The organism is Chitinophaga qingshengii (assembly GCF_014529935.1).
In the GTDB taxonomy this organism is placed as follows: Bacteria; Bacteroidota; Bacteroidia; order Chitinophagales; family Chitinophagaceae; genus Chitinophaga; species Chitinophaga qingshengii.
On the sequence record NZ_JACVFC010000006.1, the window covers coordinates 374,150 to 391,594 of the forward strand.

Sequence of the window (17,445 nt, forward strand, 5' to 3'; positions counted from 1 at the left end):
GTATTCCAGGCAGCTGGTAAACAATGGCTGGTCATCTCCCTAAAAAAATACGGGTAAGAGTGGGCTTTTTTCGTTAAATTCAGTGACCACATTTTCCAAGATTATGTCATTACTACTGAATGTTCCTGCTGCGGAAGAAACCGAAGCCAAGTCAAAAGGGGCTTTGTGGGACGCCAACCTGCAAACCTGGTACCTGCCGGATATCAATTATGATCATATCATGGAGGTCGATAAATGGATCACCGACCGTGACACGGCCATCATCCTGTCTGATGAGTTGATTATTGCCCATGCCAGGCATACCTGTTCGCATTGTCAGCAATCCACACCGGTGATTGCGATCGGTAGTGAGTTCTTTTATGAAAAGGATATGAATGAGCGGGATGAACTGGTATGGTTTGAATTGGATTTCTTCGCGTTATTTCAGCAGACATCTGTTATTTCTGCCCATCTGTTCAGTTTTTTCCGGGACAATTACCCGCATTATAAGCAAGGGCCTGCCCGAAACGCCGATGGTTATTATTGGTGCAACCACTGTGAACAGTGTGGTAAAGCGATTGACGATGCAGCGCTTTTTGCAGATCCCGGCAGCATTTTTAACCCTACCAGCGCCGAAGCAGCTACCGCTATTACCTTACGGACTTTCCCGTTTAAATACGCACCACACATCGATGCAGATTACAATATGAACGATAACCTGCGACTGATTAATGAGTTTGCCGTTCGCAGCCAGACAATTATTTAGTTATTTGGTTATTTTGATTATTTGGTTATTTGGCCATTTGATTATTTAAATAATCAAATGGCCAAATAATTAAATGATTAGGGTTTCTTGTAACCGTCTTTCGTCGCTTTCTCCGCCATGGTCACCATTCTCTTTTCAGTGTCCGGATGAGAAGAGAATAACTGGGAACCTTTCTTTTTCTTATCGCCGCCACTGGCTTCCTGTGAAGCTTTCCACAGTTTTTCAAAAGCGGTCGACATACCCCATGGATTCAGTTTATTGGCTTTCAGGAAATCATAGCCATAGCTATCCGCCTGGCTTTCCTGGCCGCGGGAATAAGCAGAATTAGCTACCGCTTCTCCGAGGTCGCCCAGCTGGGAATCGCTCAGCGTACCGGCAGCGCCGCCCTGGGACGAAACACCGTCTTTCAGTGCAGAAGTCAGCAGTGCTGTCTTAAAGGCATCTTTGGAATCTTTGTTTTTTACATGGCCAATTTCGTGACCAATCACTCCCATCACTTCATCATCTGTCATTACCTGCATCAAACCGGCGCATACGCGTACGCTACCATCTGCACAGGCAAAAGCATTGATGTCTCTTACCAGGTACACCTTAAAATTCAGGTTCATGCCCTGGTAATTGGTCGCGTTAGCCGTCAGACGAGCCAAACGTTGTGCCATGGCATCGTCCGCAGGAGCCACCGGATTGTGTTCATCCATCCATTGGATATACTCTTTGGTGTATTTGATGACTTCATCATCGCTCAGCGTTACTGCTTTCGCAGCTTTCACGCCTGCACCAATGGTTTTGGAATTGAGTTTGAACTGGGCGCTGGCAGTAGAAGCCAATGCAAGGGTGATAGCACAAACAATGCTACAGCGAGTAAAAACAAACATAAAAAAACTGTTTAATTAGGAATCAGGTTTAACAATATGCGGCGAAGATAATGGAAATATCCTATTCACTTTTTATTTTACCGTATGGTCATTCAAAAAAGAAAGCTCCCATCCGGTGATGGGAGCTTTTTCATTTCGTGGCTTTTATACTTAAAACAATTCAATAGCCATCCTGTATGGCTTTACCAGCCGTAGTTCTGTACGAGTGCCGGTGCAATGGAAGTTTCCGATACCGGGATAGGCATCAGGTAGTGTTGTACCTTAAATACCCTGCCATTGGCCAGGATAGGCGTACGCTGGAAGAAAGTTTCGCCGGTACCGTTGATATTCATGCCGGTGACGGAAGTACAGGCAGGCGTATGGGCAATCAGCCAGCGGCGGATATCGTACCAGCGCTGCGCTTCATACGCCATTTCAATTTTGCGTTCGTTTTGTATCCTGGCGCGAAGCCCCTCTTTATTATTATCTGAAGCGATAATCGGCAGCGAAGGCATACCCACCCTGTTACGTACCGCATTGATAGCGGCATATACATCAGCAGAAGGCCCATTGTATTCATTCATGGCTTCTGCATACCACAGGTATACATCGGCCAGCCTGAAATGCGGGTAGTTCCGGTAGTTGGTAGAAGGGTTGTCTTTGATATTATGCGCGGGGGCTACCCATTTTTGTACGTAGTAGCCGGTACGGGTGTTCTGCCCGGTGGCCTTGCTACCGCCCCAGCCGTCGTTATTGGAGCCTACATTGGTCACAAACTGGGTGATGATATTACGGCCCAGGTAGGGCATGCCATCAAAGAACTGGTCGGTATAAAAACGGGGATCGCGGTTAAAATACATTTTGCGGATTTTCACCTTAACGGTAGTCCATACACGGTTACGGAATACTTTCATGGTGGTGTCCACATAACCGGTTTCCACGTAGCCGGAGCCGGGTTCGTTGATGGGATACCCGTTTTTCATTTCATAGGAGTCAATCATTTCCTGTGTAGCGGCGAGGGAGCCTGTACCGCCATAGTCAGCGCCATTGGGCGTGATACTATTTTCAAAGTTGTTGGTACCGCCGCCTTGTGTCCAGAAGATGAACTCATTGAAGTCGCGGTTGTAGAACAGCTCCTGCTGCACCGGGCGCAGGCTGTATACACCCATATCCAGTACTGCTTTCGCAGCATCGGCGGCTTTCTTCCATTTTTCCCTGTCGTAGGTGGTGTTGAAGAGGGTTTTGCCATCGGTGTTTTTTACCCCCAGCAGCGAGCTTTTTACATTATTGCCATTAACGGACACGGGTATACCGTCTATTTCGCCACCGTTGAACAGCGGGCTGGCGGCGTATAACAGGACTTTGGCTTTCAGTGCCAGGGCAGCGCCTTTGGTGGCACGTCCTACATCCTGGGCTTCATAAGTGAGCGGCAGCCCCGCAGCAGCTTCATCGCACAAACGTACGATCTCATTCACCACTTCATCTACACTATTGCGGGGCTTTTTCAACACTTCCGGATTTTCGGTAGCCTCGTAGTAGCGATCGACGATGGGTACCGGTCCGAAACGTTTAAACAGCTCAAAATAATTGAATGCTATCAGGAACTTTACCTCCAGCTTGTAACGTGGAATAATAACGGTACGATAGATTTGTTCCTGTGTAGCATTCTTAATGGGAACTTTATCTACATTCTGGAGGAAATGCAGGCCCACTCTTATATTACGGTATACATCGTTAAAATTACCCAAGGGGTTGTCGTTGGAATTCCAGGAACCACCGTCATACTTACGGGCATTGCTCTGGTTCCAGTTGGCATAACCTTCATCGCTGGCGGATGAAAACACCACGCCGTTGGAAGAACCGGTGGAAGGCAGAAAATCCCACGGCAGGGCGGCATACAGCCTGGTGACCTCTTTCTCAGCCTGTTTGATATCGGCCAGGAGATCGGACTCCTGATAGAATTCCTTCGGTACTACATCGAGCGACCGCTCACAGGCAGTACCTCCCAAAATCAGCGCCAGTAACAGTAAGGCGCAATGGCGTATAGACACAGTTCTCATAATTCAATGCATTAAAAAGTAATACTCAGGCCAAAGTTGAACGTACGCATCAGCGGATAAGTGGGTGATCCGTCATTTTCTTCCGGATCATACAGTTTCAGTTTATCCCAGGTAACCAGGTTATTACCGTTGGCGTATATACGTGTTTGCGCCACCTTCATTCTTTTGGTAAACCGCTGTGGCAGGGTATAACCGATCTCCAGGTTTTTGAGGCGCAGATAGTCACCGCTTCTGAGATAGTGCGTGGACGCCATGGTGTTATTATCATTTTTCTGGCTCATCAAACGGGGATACTTCGCATTGGGATTATCCGGCGTCCAGTAATTGCCTTTATAGTCTTCGATGATCTGGCGGAACTCGTAGTTGGAGCCGAACATCGTATAGCCGCGGATGGAAGTCCAGCGGCCCAGGGCGCCCTGGAACAACATCGCGAGGTCGAAGCCTTTAAACTGTACCTGTGAGGAGAGACCGATGATCTGCGTAGGTTCGCCGTTTTTCCCGGTATAGGACTGATCGTAGGAATCGATCACCCCATCGCCGTTCACGTCCAGGTAACGGATATCACCAGGCTGCAATACCCCAAACTGGCTCTGGGAAGCGGCTTTTGCGATATCTTCCTTAGACTGGAAATAACCCTGACTGATATACGTATATATGTCATTGATCTGGCGGCCTATACGAGATTGCCAGGGGCGTTCCGGCATGGGTACTTCCAGGTAATCCACGATTTTGTTTTTAGCGAAGGTGTACATGCCTTTCACTTCGTAGTACCAGTTTTTATTGAGGCGGCGGCGGTGCGTCAGTTCCAGCTCCAGGCCCTTGTTATCCACTACCCCGGCATTGATCTTGGGGAAAGTCACCAGGCCCATGAGGCCGGAGGCCATGGCGGCGCTGTTCATGTACACACCGGTACGGTGTTCATAAAACACATCGCCGGTGAAGGACAGGAAACCGTCCAGCAGCCCCACTTCCAGGCCGGCATTGTATTTCAGTGCTGTTTCCCAGGTTACCTCCGGGTTGCCTGTCACGGCTTCCGTGGCGGTTGACATTTTGTTCTGGTAGTTGTCGCCGAACGTATAAGAGCCTGCGCTCAGGTTCCAGCGGCCCTGGTAGGCGAAACGTGTACCAGGGTCCTGGTTACCGACTTTACCGGCAGAGAGACGGATTTTCAACAGATCCAGCCATTTGGAAGTACCTGCCATAAAAGGTTCTTTACTGACTACCCAGGCAGCAGACACGCTGGGGAAAAACCCGAAACGGCGACCTTTAGCGAAGTTTTCAGAACCATTGTAGCCAAAATTGGCTTCTGCAAAGTATTTGTCTGCATAACCGTAAGCAATACGGCTAACCACCCCCTGATCACGATACGGTAACGCCCCTACGGCATCATCGCTCCGTTCACTCTTGGAAGAGAAACGATACAGCAGCAGGCCGGAGAAGTTATGTTTTCCGTAGGCCCGGTCGTAGTTCACAAAGAATTCAGGATTAATAACCGTAGACCAGCCATCGGTATTGGTTTCGTAGTTCAGGAAATCCTGACCGGTAGATTTTAACTGGTAGTTACCCTGCCCCTGATAGGTATAGGAATAATAGTTGGTAGAGCGGCTAAAACCGCCGGCATTGTAGGCATCATAGGAAAAACGTACGCGGGCAGACAATCCTTTGGTAATCCTGCGCAGATCGGCCGTTACGCCGGCCGTTCCGTTTTGCCGGAATTTATAATATCGTTTATACCCTTTGGCTACCAGCTGTGCATAAGGGTTGGTACCTGTTACTTCCGCATAGGAACCATCGGGGTTAAACACCGGTGATATATACGAAGGCGTTAGTCTCAGGTTGACGAAATAATCTTTGGCATCGGGGCCCGGATAGTTTTGTTTACGCACCACCGTAGAGAGATTCAGCTCTCCACGCAACCAGGGACTTATTTGTATGTCCACATTGGAACGGAAGTTAAAACGTTTCTCCCAGGCTTGCGGGTCGTAACCGTCCGCATCGCTGGTATGGGCGTAGATACCGCCTTCATCGAGGTAGGAGCCGGAAATAAAGTAACGTACTTTGGCATTGCCGCCGGAAACGTTCAGGTTTACCGTGGTACGGGGAGATTGTTTTTTCAGCATATAATCCACCCAATCCACATCCGGATAGAGGTAGTCATATTCCAGTGAATCCGGCCAGTTGAGGGATTTATCATAACGGGAGATGTATTCATCTGTATAAATAGCCGCATCTGCCGTACGTCCGTCATTGATAAGGCCTTCCCGGTACAATGTGAAATAGTCTTTGGAATTAAGATACTTCATCATATTGGCAGGTTTCTGTACGGCGCGTTCTACATTGAGTTGTACGCGTGGCTTAGACATATCGGAACCTCTGCGGGTAGTGACCAGCACCACCCCGTTAGCGCCACGCACACCATAGATAGCCGTAGCCGACGCATCTTTCAGGATAGTGATGGATTCTACCTCATTAGGATCAATGTATTCAAAACCATCACGGGGTACGCCATCGATCATAATCAGCGGACTGGTGCTGCCGGCGAAAGTTCCTTTACCACGGAGAAAAAGGGCGGAGCCGTTAGCACCGGGTTCACCGCTGCTCTGACGGGCAATCAATCCGGGTAAACGGCCTACCAGCGCGTTACTGAGGTTGGATACCGCCGACTGTTTAATTTCTTTTGTTTTGATGGATGATACCGCACCGGTAAGGGTTACTTTACGTTGGGAACCGTAGCCTACTACCACCACCTCATTCAGTTTGGAATTGGTGATTTCCATGGGGAGATTAAGTACGACCGGCCTTTTACCGTTCACCTCAATGAAGGAATGTTGCTGATTATAACTCACGTGGCTCACGGTGACATCGTACTGACCGGGAGACAGCTGAAAACTGAACTCCCCGCCTTCCTTTGTCACCACGCTTTTGCCGCCCACGCGCACCACCGCGCCAGGAATAGGATCACCGGTTTCTAGATCGGTAATGGTACCGGAGAAATCGGGTTTTGTCTTTTCCTGCGTGGGTTTGGGTGCTTCTTCCTGCAGCCCGGCCGTTTTCTTTTTCAGCAGTAAGGCAGTACCTTTCTGCAGTACGTCCATCGGCAAATCCTTCACCAGTAAACGAAGTATCTGTTCCGGCGTTTTGCCGGTTACCACCATCGGGGCGATCGTGTAGCCGTCTACTTCGTTTTTGTTGAAAGCGATACTGGCATTGGTTTTACTGCGAAGCAGTACCAGTGCCTGTTCCAGCGATTGTTTTTCAAATCGGAGAGAGAACTGCTGCTGTTGCTGCTGTGCCCTCATTGTCGTTGACTGCAATAATAATGCGGTCAACAACCATAGAAAAGCCAGGGACATAGTTATCCCGGAACGTGCATCACGTCCATTAGTTTGCATAACCAGAATTTATTTTAGAATAACGAATAGGTTCGCGGTTGCCTCCGGCGGAGGAGTGTTGGTTTTACTTTTATTTGGATGAATAGATATTAATTTCCCGGTTACTGATTTGTTTATACTGAAGGTCGGTCAATGCGCAGAAGATCTCGATAATCTCCAGGGCCGACTGTTCTTTGCTAAAGTTGACATTGATGCCGGCACGAAGCGCTGCTGCATTCAGCTGACCGGTATGTATGGTTACATCATACTGGTGTTGCAACAGGGCGACCAGGTCCTGCACCTGCATATTTTCGTATACCCACTTCCCGTTTACCCAGTCTGTGAGGCCGCTGGTTTTTACGCTGTCCAGTCGTGTCAAGGTTCTTTGCTGATGATCGTAGATAATGGCCTGTTGCGGTTTCAGCACCTGCATTTGGCTGTTACCCGAGCTCACGCCTACGCTACCGCTGACCACTGTAATGTTCGTTTTTCCGGTAGATGAATAACCATTGATATTAAAAGTGGTACCCAGGTCCTGTGTGACGATATCGTTGGCGGTGACAGTAAACGGCACAGCGGCATCATGTGTGACCGTAAACAGTGCTTCTCCCTGCAGGGTGACCCTCCTGTTTTGCCGGAAGTTTTTTGCATAACGTAGCACAGAGTTGGCATTGAGCCATACTTCCGAGTGGTCTGGTAATACCAGTTTTTGCACTTTTCCTTTGGGAGTGGTTACCACCACCCATTCCAGAGCGGACTTTTTTTGCCAGATGCGGCTTGCCCATATTCCGGCACCAGCCATTACCGTTAGGAATATAACGGCAGCGGCTATCCGCTGTAATGGCCATATACGGCGGACTTTTTTATCCGCGCCGTCCATTTTCCGGTGGAGATTGTTCAGCAGCCGCCGCTGGTCTTGCCCGGTGAGTGTCATATCCGTCCGGGAAGTATCGCCGCCGGATTTAAACCAGGCTTCTACCTGCTGTTGCTCGGCAGGAGAACATTCTCCGGCAAGATATTTTTCCAGTAAGGACGGGAACGGTGATTGCGGCATATCAGATCGCTTCAATAGTATAGTGTATAAAAAAGGGCGAAAGGACTACCCGGGTCTAAAAAAAATTTTTCACCGGTACAGGTGTCAAAAAAAGAGAAAGTACAGACGGCCAACGGTAAGGCGTAAACGACGCCCTACCTTAGCCAGATGGTTTTTTACGGTATTGGGAGAAATATCCAGGATGGAAGCTATTTCCTTGACGCTTTTTTGTTCATCTGTATACAGGCTGTATACTTTTTTCATCTGGGGTGGCAGCTGGCTCACCTCCTGGTTAAATACCGCCGCGGCCTGGTGCAGGCCGGCATCACCGGGCAGCACACAATCCAGCGGGAGGTCTTCCGCATCCGCATGTTCCAGCAGCAGGTCCAGGCTTTTGGGCAGCAGTGATTTGTTTTTCAGGTGACGGATCGTTTTGTAACGGGCTACACTGAAAAGATAATTGAATAACGAAGCCTGTATTTCGATCCGGTCACGTTTTACCCACAGGTCCAGGAATACTTCCTGGGCAATATCTTCCGCATCCTGCCGGGAATCTATCATTTTATAGATACTGGCGAAGATAGCCTGCACATGGCGGTGATAGATAGCATCAAAAGCATTTCTGTTGCCCTCACGGACAGACAGCCACAGGTCCATATCTACGTTTTGCGGGAGGCTCATAGCACGCAAAAATATATCTGGTATATTACGCCAATGTTAATAGTCAGCATTTGAATAGCAGCATTCTGGTTGAAATATCATGATAACGTGGATTGTACAGTCGGATGAAAGTAGGGAGTTTGTATGATATAAGCAAATATGAAAAAATACGTATACTTATACTATGGAAACAAAACGTCCTCGTCTTTACCCTGCCATCCTTTCCCTGTTGGGATGGTTTGCTGTGATAGCCCAGTATTATCTGATGATTAAAAACGGGAGCTTACCAGCAGGGGAACTGACTATTCGTTTTTTCAGCTATTTCACCATTTTAACCAACCTGCTGGTGGCGATCTGTAACACCGCACTGTGGCTGTATCCCGGCGATCATTTCTTTTCCCGCACCGGTACCCAAACGGCCATCACCGTATACATCCTGGTAGTGGGGCTTATTTATAATGCCGTACTGCGTTGGTTATGGCAGCCACAAGGTTTACAGTGGCTGGTGGACGAGCTGCTGCATAGTGTGATACCGGTGTTGTTTCTTTTATATTGGGCGTTGTTTGCCGCCCGGCGGCGGATGGCTTGGAACCAGTGCTGGGCATGGCTATGGTACCCTGCCATTTATTTTGCGTTTATCCTGGGGAGAGGCGCTTTCACCGGCTTTTATCCCTATCCGTTCATTGAGGTGAACAAGATAGGGATCACGCAGGCGCTGATTAATGCGCTGGGCATTGCCGGTGTGTTTTTATTATTATCACTGTTGTTCATTTGGATCAGCAGGTATCTTACCGCAGCTCAAAAGTAACCAGCAGGGCTTTGTGGTCAGTAGGCCATACGCCCTGCGGCGCCACCAACTTATCTTTAGTCTTCTCCTCCTGCATAGCGCCATATACTACGGAAGCACGGGGACCTACGAGGGCTGCATCTTTCAGCTTTATTCTTTTATCGGGCCGGAAGAACACAAAATCGATCCGGTCGCGGTCATCCGCCTCCGGCGCCCAGGCCAGTTTATTTATGGGCACAGCGGGATTGCCGGCGGGGAAAGTGAATCCCGGATGGGTCACCGGGTCGGGATACAGCTGGCGGTAAGCATCTGTAAAACCGTCTTTTTCCAGCGCCAGGGTTACATTCCATGGGATGATGGCACCGTGGTGGTCAAAGCGGTCTTTGGTGGCGGCGGTCCAGTCGCGATGCGACGGTTCGTTGAAATCGCCGCCCAGTATCACCAGGCTGCCTTTAGCCGTTTCTTTTTGGGCATCCGCCAGGAATAATGCGATTTCCTCATCCCGCTGAGAGGCACGGTTATCGGCCAGCACGCTGTCCGCGTTGGCGACCGGCGCCGGCAGTTTTTTCCAGCTGCTGCTATGATAACCGCGGGGCAGGTAATTGGCCGCGTGTAAATAATCGAGATGCGCCGTATATACGGCCACGTTATAACCATCTACCCGGATCACCGCTTTATATACAGAACCATGGTCATCTTTTTCCGGGCTTATCGTTTCAAAATGTTGTATAGGAAAAGCCGACAGGATACCTGAATCATAACTGTATTCCGCATAAAAAGTACGGCCGCGTTTGGCCAGCGCTTCCCTGATCCGGTCGCAGAAGCGGGTTTGTTTGTAGTTACGTACCTCGCTGAAAGTGATGATATCCGCGCCGGTATGGATGATTTCATCGGCGATTGCCTCAAAGCCGCCCGGGACCACGGTGCCTTCCTGCCAGATATTGAACTGTAATACTTTTAACGTGGTGGCCGCCTGCGCCTGCCAGGAAAGCAGCAGGAGCAGCAATGGTAAAGTCCATTTCATCATATGTTCACTGTTTGGGATAAAAATACGGTTTTGAGATAAAAAATCTCAAAATAATTAATCACCTATAGGAGAGTGATTGTTTTTTTCCCTTAACTTAGTAATGAAGTTATAATGGCTTCTTTGGCATGAAGTCCTGCGGGCTGCACTGCAGAATATGCGCCAGTTCATTGAGGTGTTTGATATTATAATGGGAAGGATAATGAGCGCTTTCTACTTTACCAATAAACCCGACGGACATACCTAGCTCATTGGCAAGATCTGCCTGAGATAAGTTCATCATCAGTCTTTTTTCTTTGACTTTCTGAATGACGTATAAATCAATTTTGCTCTTCATAATCACCTATAGGAAAGTATGAAGTTCGGGAAGCTCCGACAAAACAACAATCACCTATAGGTAAGTAATAAAAATTACATCATGAAAAAAACCGATATTAGTTTTTGGCAAAAGGGTTTTAAAGGCATCGCCCATGGCGGATTTCATATTTCACCAGGGCATTTATTCCGTTTCATGGACCTTTGTGAAGCAAAAGGCATCCAGGTGGTTGGCATCCGTTCCCATCCAGTAGCCAATACGCTGGAATGTATACTGCTGGAGAATGAGGCTTATCTCGCTTTCTTTGGGGATCATCGTGAGGAATCATGGTATTTGTTGTCCTGATTATCAGTACATTTATATCATGTCCAATGATCACTGCTCCCCCATCACCCGGGAAAACATACAGGAAAATATTGATCAATACGGCTGCTTTATTGTGCAGGTGCCGGAAGATGACTATTCTCCCTCTTTTGCCTATACAGTTGGGCTACATCAACGGTTCGGCCATCCCGAAATCATTTGTTTTGGCTTACCCCTGCAACTGATGGGCGACCTGTTAAACAACGCCTGTGAAGAAATCAGGCAAGGTGCGTCTTTTACAACGGATACTCCCTATGATGAATTTCTGAACAATCATCCGGTTCGCTTTTTAGGGGTGGACCAGGCCTACTATCCTTATTACCCTGCGGTGGGCTGTTATTTCTATTTAACGCAGCAGTTCCCCGTTTTGCAAATGGTATGGCCGGACAAACAGTCGCTATTTCCCTGGGAGACCGGATTTAACCCCAATTTACTCCGTAAACAACCCCTATTGGACCGGAATACCGATTTTATGTTCCAGGAAGAAAGGAACCTGGGCGTATTTACCACGCGGCAGGTACTGGAAGGCAAGCCTATTTTATACGTGTATCACGATGAAGAAGGCGACTGGCAATTTCATAGTGAACAGCAACCTATAGAGGAAGATGTCCGGCTGGTAGCGCTTGCGCAGATTGTAAAGATAGATCCCGGCATAGTGGAACTGCATCAGTTATCCTACGGGCAACATGCCACCCGCGCCACTCCGGAAGATGCATGGGAACGCTCATAACTTTCTCCGGAAATTCTTTGCCAGTCCGAATTCCCCATTGATATATTTCCCCGACTTCCCGGGAGCGTAACTTTCAAAATACATTCCGAGCGCAGCAGGATTTCTCTTTACAAAAACCATAAAACGCCGGTGAAATTTGCTTTGGTGGTAGTCTCCCAGTTCCCGGTAACTCAACCAATAGCTGACCATCACGATCTGCACAGGGCTCACCAGTGCAGGAATACACTCATAAGCGCCATAATGCTGTTTTACAGAACGGATAATACCGGGCAGATTAAGCCACAGCCAGCAAAAACCTTTCAGGCTCCGCGCCCGGATACTGTTTACAAACGCCACGGTTTCCCCGTTGGTAACATCTACTTCGTACATACGCTACCGTTTGATGGAGAAAAAATAAACCCAGGCGATAAACAACAATTGTTCAGGTACCCTGAACCAGAGATAAGCCAGTCCCGGCCCGTCAAACGTGGCTTTTCCCAGGTTCACGTGTTTAACGGCAGCGTATATATTAGCCGGAAAAATGAGCACCAAAAAGAGAATGAGGATAATGCCCGTCTTCTCCCGCTGGGCAGGTACCATCAGCAGGATACCCATGACGATTTCCATCACCCCGGTGACATAAATCATCTCCGTTTTTAACGGTATCCCCGGAGGTAACATCATCGTCATACCTTTAGGAAAAAGGAAATGCCCCAGCGCCGTAAAACATAACATACAGCACATACCCAGGTTACCGCTGAGAATAAACTGCCAGCTACCCGTGATGAGTTTGGATACCAGCAAGGTCACCGCAAATACTGCAATCAGAATGATAATAGGTTTCATGTAATGGTGTGTCTTTTGTCTGGTACAAAATTCTGCCATCCTACTCCCCCGGCAAATGATGTATGTTAGTTTCCGGCGTGTTGCTTCCGGATACGGCTCAGGCTCTCCGGCTGGATGCCCAGGTAAGAAGACAGGTGTTTTACGGAAATTTGCCGTACCAGTGCCGGGTTACGCTCCAGTAAGGCTACATAACGCTGCTCCGCCGTCAGGGAAAGCAGGTCCATTTCTTTTTTTAACCTCCTGATATACTGATATTCCGCTATGAGTCGGCCTATCCGTTCCCCATGGTGATATTTGTTGTAAAACTCCTGCAGAAAACGAAAGGGAATAGCGATCACTTTTGCATCTGCCAGCAGTTCCATAAAAATAGTACTGGGCTCCCGGGTAATCAGGGAATAGTAGGCAGTTACCATCTCCCCTTCAAAATGAAAATCGACTGTAAACTCTTTGCCGCCTTTGATAAAGTAGTTACGGGTAGCGCCTTTACAAAGGAAATAGATATAATTCTCCACCTGGCCTTCGCGGGTCAGGTAGTCTCCTTTTTGATATTTTTTGATGATGAGTGTAGCCGCGAAATCCTCCCATTCCGCCGGGGAAAGCGGATAGAATTTGTAGAGCGCTTGTTGGAAGGTGTGGAGGTCTGTCATCTTTTGGGGATATGTATAACTTCTCCTTTTTTAAACTCCCTAAGTCGTGACTCGGATTCGATTTTTACAATTTTTTCTATCCTTCCATCCGTATATTCCCGCACCACCCATTTTTCTTTGAGATAAGTTACAGGTAATCCCAATGCTTTATTCTCATTAATAGCATTAGCGGCAGCCCTCTTACCAATCATCTCAAAAAACTGGTAATCCGACGAATCCTCAAAGTCACCCAAATCATATAATTCGAATCTAATATCATTTGACATATTCTAAATAATGTGTCACTAAAATTACCTGTTTTGAAAGAAAGGAACAAGTATTCAGTACAAGAATGTCAACATAAATTAGTATAATACGGTATGATTATCATTGGCGATCTCCACGGTGGTTACCCCGAATTACTTTCCAGGATCAAAAAGTTCAAACTGGAAGATACCGCCTTTATCCAGGTAGGCGATTGGGGGCTGGGCTTCCAGCCAGTAGCAGACGATCTGAAAACCCTCTCGCAAATAGATACGTTCATGCGTGACCGTGGCAACCAACTATACATCATCAGGGGCAACCACGACAATAAATGGTTCTGGGACAATAGCCATTCCTTTAATCTATCTAACGTCAAGCTGGTAAAGGACTATACAGTGCTAGAAATAAACCGGCAGCGGGTATTGTTTGTTGGCGGCGGTATTTCTATAGACCGGATCAACCGGACCACCGGCAAAAGTTACTGGCCTGATGAAGTAGTGGCATACGATGAAACATTGTTAACCTATGCCTGTCAGGATGGTATAGACATTGTTGTCAGTCACATCGCTCCCCAGGAAGCATGGCCCTATGCGTACAATCCGTTGGTGGAGCATTTTATTGTAAAGGAAATGGCGGCAGGCAGAGATCTCCTGGCTGAACTTGAAAATGAGCGGCAGCTAATGAGCAACATTTATCACCAGGCTGCCGCTGCGGGATGCAAAACGTGGTACTATGGCCATTATCATGAATCCCATACAGAAGAGAAAGATGGTATCACTTTCAGATGTGTGTCCATCATGGAATTGTATGAGGCGTAATACCCTACGCATACGCCTTAATAATCTTCCCATTCACCGCCCCTTCCACGCTCAGCAAATAAGCATTCACCACTTTCTCCATGGGAACGAGGTTATATCCCGGAAAAAGGGCGCCATAGCGCTCCTGGCTGTCGGCTACCAGTCCGGGACTGATCACATTAATACGCTGGTCCTTTTTCAGTTCCTGGGAGGCACCGAGTACAAAGCTGTTTACCGCGCCGTTGATCATTGCCACAGAGGTACCGTTTTTGGCGGGGTGTTCTGCTGCTATCCCGGATGTTAACGTAAAAGAGCCTCCTTCGGAGAGATAATCTTTTCCAATCAGCACGAGGTTCACCTGTCCGAGTAATTTGCCCTGGATGCCTGTTGTCAGGTGATGTTGCCGCATGGTGGCGAAATCGCCGTAGTAACCGGTACCGGCGGTGCAAATACAAGCATCTGCCGTCTTCAGTTCCTGGAACATTTTTTCGATAGATGTTTCGGAAGTGATGTCCACGCGGAGATCGCCGCTATTACGACCCGCGATGATCACTTCATGCTTTGGCAGGAGTGCCGCTGCTACTTTTCGGCCGATAGTGCCCTGACCACCGATCAATATTATTTTCATGTTAGCTGATTTTTATAACACAAAATTATTGACGGCGGCTTCGGCGGGATAGTCAGGATGGCTCAATCTATCGTCATTTCGGCTCGTAATGTCTGAGGGGTATGTCCGTATTTCTTTTTGAAGATGCGGATAAAGTGGGAGGGGTTATCATAACCGCATTGGCTGGCGATCTCGCCTACGGGTAGCATGGTATTGCCCAGCAACAGGTGTGCCTGTTGCAAACGTTGTTCATTGATCCACTGCCGGGGAGGCATGTTGTAGATACGCTGGAAATCGCGTTTAAAAGTAGCGAGGCTCCGGTTCGTCAGGCTGGCCAGGTCTTCCAGGGTAACGGGCTGTAACAGATACCGGCGAACGATGTCTTCCAGGTCTTCCGGCTCAGTGCTGATGGCGGTGGTGATAAAGTCCACCACTTCGCGTTGATGCGTTCCATTCATCAGTAACAGCAGTATCTCCTTTTGTTTCATGGCCAGCAACTGATCGGTATATAGCACGGGTTGATCGAAATACAGGCGCAGTTGTGTTTTGAAAGCCCGTATCAGCCCGTTACCGGCAAATACCATACAAGGCTCCGTAGCAGATGATTGGCTGCGATGAAAGAAAGGTTCAGCGGCGATTGCCCGCAACAATTTCATTGGTAAAAACAACATCAGAGCTTCGAAGCTCAGGCCTTCTTCTATATATTCCGCCATCACGTATATCCCTTTCCTGAGCAGTATCACGGTATCCGGTCCGGCTTCTACCGTTTTACCCGGCAGGTGCAGTAATTTTATCCCTTTTGTTACAAAGATGAGCATGTGTTGCGTCAGGAGAACGGTATTTTTACCGGCCTTGGTTTCCTGTTTCAGCCGGGCGAATATTTCGCCATTGCCGGTGAGGAAAAAAGGATCGGAAACGGGAGCGGATATGGGTGGGAAACGGAGGAACATAATACCCGAATTTACCAATATATTTTACACGCACAAAAAAGCCCCCGGCTCATCACCGGGGGCTTTCTTTTATCCTATAACCTTCACCGTTAATCCGCCAACGCCGGATTATTAGCAATAGCATCTGATGGTATCCGGATAGTATACCGCGGATCACCGGCCTGCAACGTGCCGGTCTGTCCTTTGATACTGTGCACTATCTGCGGTTGTGTTGTTCTGCGCAGATCGAACCAGCGATGCCCTTCAAAAGCCAGCTCCCGGAAACGTTCATCCTGGATTTCTTTCTGCAGGTCATTGCCGCTGAGTGTCGACAGGCGGATCACTTCTGCCTGATAGAACACCGGTGTAAGGCGGTTCTTCTTCAATTCATTCAGATAATTTCTGGCCTGGTCTTCCTGGTTCAGGTGAGCTGCCGCTTCTGCTGCGATCAGGTACATTTCCGCCACCCGGAATGATTGCCGGAAGTTGTTATTGCCGGAAGTTTTAAGAATGATATTGTTTTGCTTACTGTCTTTCCCGTAGAAAATTTTCAGTCGCAGATCGCCGGTGGGATTGTACATTGCATACAGCTGATCTGATACCAGGGCGCCCTGGAAAGCAGTAGTGCTGTAGGCTTGCTCAAACGCCTGGATAGACTCCGGGGAATTATACATCGTTGGCAAGCTGGTGGATTTGTTGAAGTCTATCAGGGTAGACTTCTTTTCCAGTACTGCTTTAGCGTTAGCCAGCGATTTTTCCCATTGGTGGGTGTAGAGATACACCCGTGCGGCAAACGCCTGGCCGGCCAGCTTCGTAAACCGGAAAGAGGTGATCGTTTCAAACTGCTCCACATTGATCAACGCCTGACCGGCTTCTATATCGGCAATAATCTGATCAAAGGTTTCTTTGACGGTATTGCGCGGACCGGCCTTTTCCAGATCTACTTTCGTAATAACCGGCACCGCTTTATCGATAGCGGCTGTTGCTTCGTTGTATGGCTTACCGTACAGGTTCACCAGGTTGAAGTGGGCATATGCCCTGATGAAGAATGCTTCTCCGGCCAACTGGTTCTTCTGTTCCTGGCTCCCCTCGCTGGCGCCGCCTACGGCATCAATGATATGATTGGCATAAAATATCTGCTCATAATTTGCCCGCCAGTTATAGGTGGAAGTGACAGTGCCGCTATTTTCATTCCAGAAATAATTGGGTTTCAATTGATTCACATCGCCGGAACGGCTTTCATTCATTTTTATTTCATCGCCACGGTAAGAGGCCAGTCCTTTGTCAAGGGTAGTGATCAGATAGGCGGCATCCAGTTCCTTACGGAAATCGTCCACCGTAGTAGGAACCACTCTTCCTACCGGTACAATATCCAGGTATTTTTTACAGGAGGAGAAAGCAGTCATGGCTGCGATCAGTCCGGTGGTATATATTACTTTACGCATGAGTTACTG

General features: G+C 48.2%; 19 protein-coding genes. 5 read left to right on the forward strand and 14 right to left on the reverse strand.

The window, feature by feature from the left end:
- Positions 1-103 precede the first annotated feature (103 nt).
- Positions 104-745, forward strand: a complete 642-nt coding sequence (locus ICL07_RS30995) for a DUF5710 domain-containing protein (protein ID WP_188091929.1) — start codon at positions 104-106, stop codon at positions 743-745.
- Positions 746-822: 77 nt separating this feature from the next.
- Here the strand turns inward: ICL07_RS30995 and ICL07_RS31000 are convergent, their stop codons facing one another.
- The 5 genes from ICL07_RS31000 to ICL07_RS31020 form a co-directional block, all read right to left on the reverse strand.
- Positions 823-1,620 (reverse strand): M48 family metallopeptidase, encoded by a 798-nt coding sequence (locus ICL07_RS31000; RefSeq protein ID WP_188091930.1) that lies wholly within the window; start codon positions 1,618-1,620, stop codon positions 823-825.
- A gap of 182 nt (positions 1,621-1,802) precedes the next feature.
- Positions 1,803-3,659 (reverse strand): RagB/SusD family nutrient uptake outer membrane protein, encoded by a 1,857-nt coding sequence (locus tag ICL07_RS31005; RefSeq protein ID WP_188091931.1) that lies wholly within the window; start codon positions 3,657-3,659, stop codon positions 1,803-1,805.
- A gap of 11 nt (positions 3,660-3,670) precedes the next feature.
- A complete protein-coding gene (locus ICL07_RS31010) occupies positions 3,671-7,051 on the reverse strand; it encodes a SusC/RagA family TonB-linked outer membrane protein (protein WP_188091932.1) in 3,381 nt (1,126 codons plus the stop codon).
- Between the two features lie 70 nt (positions 7,052-7,121).
- A complete protein-coding gene (locus tag ICL07_RS31015; RefSeq protein ID WP_188091933.1) occupies positions 7,122-8,084 on the reverse strand; it encodes a FecR family protein in 963 nt (320 codons plus the stop codon).
- A gap of 84 nt (positions 8,085-8,168) precedes the next feature.
- Positions 8,169-8,744 (reverse strand): RNA polymerase sigma factor, encoded by a 576-nt coding sequence (locus tag ICL07_RS31020; protein ID WP_188091934.1) that lies wholly within the window; start codon positions 8,742-8,744, stop codon positions 8,169-8,171.
- A 163-nt stretch (positions 8,745-8,907) separates the two neighbouring features.
- On the opposite strand from ICL07_RS31020, the gene ICL07_RS31025 reads away from it, so the two are divergent.
- A complete protein-coding gene (locus ICL07_RS31025; protein ID WP_188091935.1) occupies positions 8,908-9,531 on the forward strand; it encodes a Pr6Pr family membrane protein in 624 nt (207 codons plus the stop codon).
- Here ICL07_RS31025 and ICL07_RS31030 read toward each other — a convergent pair.
- Together ICL07_RS31030 and ICL07_RS31035 are read right to left on the reverse strand one after the other, a co-directional pair.
- The gene (locus ICL07_RS31030) at positions 9,512-10,537 is read right to left on the reverse strand and encodes an endonuclease/exonuclease/phosphatase family protein (RefSeq protein WP_188091936.1); all 1,026 of its coding nucleotides are present in this window, start codon (positions 10,535-10,537) and stop codon (positions 9,512-9,514) included. The genes ICL07_RS31025 and ICL07_RS31030 overlap by 20 nt on opposite strands.
- 106 nt (positions 10,538-10,643) lie before the next feature.
- The gene (locus ICL07_RS31035) at positions 10,644-10,871 is read right to left on the reverse strand and encodes a helix-turn-helix domain-containing protein (protein WP_188091937.1); all 228 of its coding nucleotides are present in this window, start codon (positions 10,869-10,871) and stop codon (positions 10,644-10,646) included.
- 81 nt (positions 10,872-10,952) lie between these two features.
- Here ICL07_RS31035 and ICL07_RS31040 point away from each other — a divergent pair, with 81 nt between their 5' ends.
- Together ICL07_RS31040 and ICL07_RS31045 are read left to right on the forward strand one after the other, a co-directional pair.
- Entirely contained in the window at positions 10,953-11,195 is a 243-nt protein-coding gene (locus tag ICL07_RS31040) for a hypothetical protein (protein WP_188091938.1), read from the forward strand.
- A gap of 19 nt (positions 11,196-11,214) precedes the next feature.
- Positions 11,215-11,943: a DUF4262 domain-containing protein gene (locus ICL07_RS31045; RefSeq protein ID WP_188091939.1), complete on the forward strand. Its 729-nt coding sequence runs from the start codon at positions 11,215-11,217 to the stop codon at positions 11,941-11,943.
- Here ICL07_RS31045 and ICL07_RS31050 read toward each other — a convergent pair.
- The 4 genes from ICL07_RS31050 to ICL07_RS31065 form a co-directional block, all read right to left on the reverse strand.
- Positions 11,938-12,312 carry a DUF4188 domain-containing protein gene (locus ICL07_RS31050; RefSeq protein WP_188091940.1) on the reverse strand — a complete coding sequence of 125 codons (375 nt, stop codon included), beginning with the start codon at positions 12,310-12,312 and terminating at the stop codon, positions 11,938-11,940. The two genes, ICL07_RS31045 and ICL07_RS31050, sit on opposite strands and share 6 nt — an antisense overlap.
- Before the next feature lie 3 nt (positions 12,313-12,315).
- Positions 12,316-12,768, reverse strand: coding sequence for a DoxX family protein (locus ICL07_RS31055; RefSeq protein WP_188091941.1), 453 nt, complete (start codon positions 12,766-12,768; stop codon positions 12,316-12,318).
- A gap of 65 nt (positions 12,769-12,833) precedes the next feature.
- The gene (locus ICL07_RS31060; protein ID WP_188091942.1) at positions 12,834-13,415 is read right to left on the reverse strand and encodes a Crp/Fnr family transcriptional regulator; all 582 of its coding nucleotides are present in this window, start codon (positions 13,413-13,415) and stop codon (positions 12,834-12,836) included.
- Complete coding sequence (locus ICL07_RS31065) at positions 13,412-13,681, reverse strand: hypothetical protein (RefSeq protein ID WP_188091943.1); 270 nt, start codon at positions 13,679-13,681, stop codon at positions 13,412-13,414. The genes ICL07_RS31060 and ICL07_RS31065 overlap by 4 nt, the downstream gene beginning before the upstream one ends.
- Before the next feature lie 93 nt (positions 13,682-13,774).
- Here ICL07_RS31065 and ICL07_RS31070 point away from each other — a divergent pair, with 93 nt between their 5' ends.
- Positions 13,775-14,476 (forward strand): metallophosphoesterase, encoded by a 702-nt coding sequence (locus ICL07_RS31070; RefSeq protein WP_188091944.1) that lies wholly within the window; start codon positions 13,775-13,777, stop codon positions 14,474-14,476.
- Between the two features lie 4 nt (positions 14,477-14,480).
- Here the strand turns inward: ICL07_RS31070 and ICL07_RS31075 are convergent, their stop codons facing one another.
- From ICL07_RS31075 to ICL07_RS31085, 3 genes are all read right to left on the reverse strand, one after another.
- The gene (locus ICL07_RS31075; RefSeq protein WP_188091945.1) at positions 14,481-15,083 is read right to left on the reverse strand and encodes a short chain dehydrogenase; all 603 of its coding nucleotides are present in this window, start codon (positions 15,081-15,083) and stop codon (positions 14,481-14,483) included.
- Positions 15,084-15,145: 62 nt separating this feature from the next.
- Positions 15,146-16,012 carry an AraC family transcriptional regulator gene (locus ICL07_RS31080; RefSeq protein ID WP_188091946.1) on the reverse strand — a complete coding sequence of 289 codons (867 nt, stop codon included), beginning with the start codon at positions 16,010-16,012 and terminating at the stop codon, positions 15,146-15,148.
- Between the two features lie 89 nt (positions 16,013-16,101).
- A complete protein-coding gene (locus tag ICL07_RS31085; RefSeq protein WP_188091947.1) occupies positions 16,102-17,436 on the reverse strand; it encodes a RagB/SusD family nutrient uptake outer membrane protein in 1,335 nt (444 codons plus the stop codon).
- Positions 17,437-17,445: the final 9 nt, after the last annotated feature.

Excerpts from the sequence above, each read along its gene's own strand:
- ICL07_RS31025 (WP_188091935.1), top strand. The coding sequence starts at position 8,908 with ATGGAAACAAAACGTCCTCGTCTTTACCCTGCCATCCTTTCCCTGTTG.
- ICL07_RS31055 (WP_188091941.1), bottom strand. The coding sequence starts at position 12,768 with ATGAAACCTATTATCATTCTGATTGCAGTATTTGCGGTGACCTTGCTG.
- ICL07_RS31015 (WP_188091933.1), bottom strand. The coding sequence starts at position 8,084 with ATGCCGCAATCACCGTTCCCGTCCTTACTGGAAAAATATCTTGCCGGA.
- ICL07_RS31085 (WP_188091947.1), bottom strand. The coding sequence starts at position 17,436 with ATGCGTAAAGTAATATATACCACCGGACTGATCGCAGCCATGACTGCT.
- ICL07_RS31035 (WP_188091937.1), bottom strand. The coding sequence starts at position 10,871 with ATGAAGAGCAAAATTGATTTATACGTCATTCAGAAAGTCAAAGAAAAA.
- ICL07_RS30995 (WP_188091929.1), top strand. The coding sequence starts at position 104 with ATGTCATTACTACTGAATGTTCCTGCTGCGGAAGAAACCGAAGCCAAG.
- ICL07_RS31010 (WP_188091932.1), bottom strand. The coding sequence starts at position 7,051 with ATGCAAACTAATGGACGTGATGCACGTTCCGGGATAACTATGTCCCTG.
- ICL07_RS31065 (WP_188091943.1), bottom strand. The coding sequence starts at position 13,681 with ATGTCAAATGATATTAGATTCGAATTATATGATTTGGGTGACTTTGAG.
- ICL07_RS31080 (WP_188091946.1), bottom strand. The coding sequence starts at position 16,012 with ATGTTCCTCCGTTTCCCACCCATATCCGCTCCCGTTTCCGATCCTTTT.
- ICL07_RS31040 (WP_188091938.1), top strand. The coding sequence starts at position 10,953 with ATGAAAAAAACCGATATTAGTTTTTGGCAAAAGGGTTTTAAAGGCATC.
- ICL07_RS31045 (WP_188091939.1), top strand. The coding sequence starts at position 11,215 with ATGTCCAATGATCACTGCTCCCCCATCACCCGGGAAAACATACAGGAA.
- ICL07_RS31060 (WP_188091942.1), bottom strand. The coding sequence starts at position 13,415 with ATGACAGACCTCCACACCTTCCAACAAGCGCTCTACAAATTCTATCCG.
- ICL07_RS31075 (WP_188091945.1), bottom strand. The coding sequence starts at position 15,083 with ATGAAAATAATATTGATCGGTGGTCAGGGCACTATCGGCCGAAAAGTA.
- ICL07_RS31020 (WP_188091934.1), bottom strand. The coding sequence starts at position 8,744 with ATGAGCCTCCCGCAAAACGTAGATATGGACCTGTGGCTGTCTGTCCGT.
- ICL07_RS31050 (WP_188091940.1), bottom strand. The coding sequence starts at position 12,312 with ATGTACGAAGTAGATGTTACCAACGGGGAAACCGTGGCGTTTGTAAAC.
- ICL07_RS31005 (WP_188091931.1), bottom strand. The coding sequence starts at position 3,659 with ATGAGAACTGTGTCTATACGCCATTGCGCCTTACTGTTACTGGCGCTG.
- ICL07_RS31000 (WP_188091930.1), bottom strand. The coding sequence starts at position 1,620 with ATGTTTGTTTTTACTCGCTGTAGCATTGTTTGTGCTATCACCCTTGCA.
- ICL07_RS31070 (WP_188091944.1), top strand. The coding sequence starts at position 13,775 with ATGATTATCATTGGCGATCTCCACGGTGGTTACCCCGAATTACTTTCC.
- ICL07_RS31030 (WP_188091936.1), bottom strand. The coding sequence starts at position 10,537 with ATGATGAAATGGACTTTACCATTGCTGCTCCTGCTGCTTTCCTGGCAG.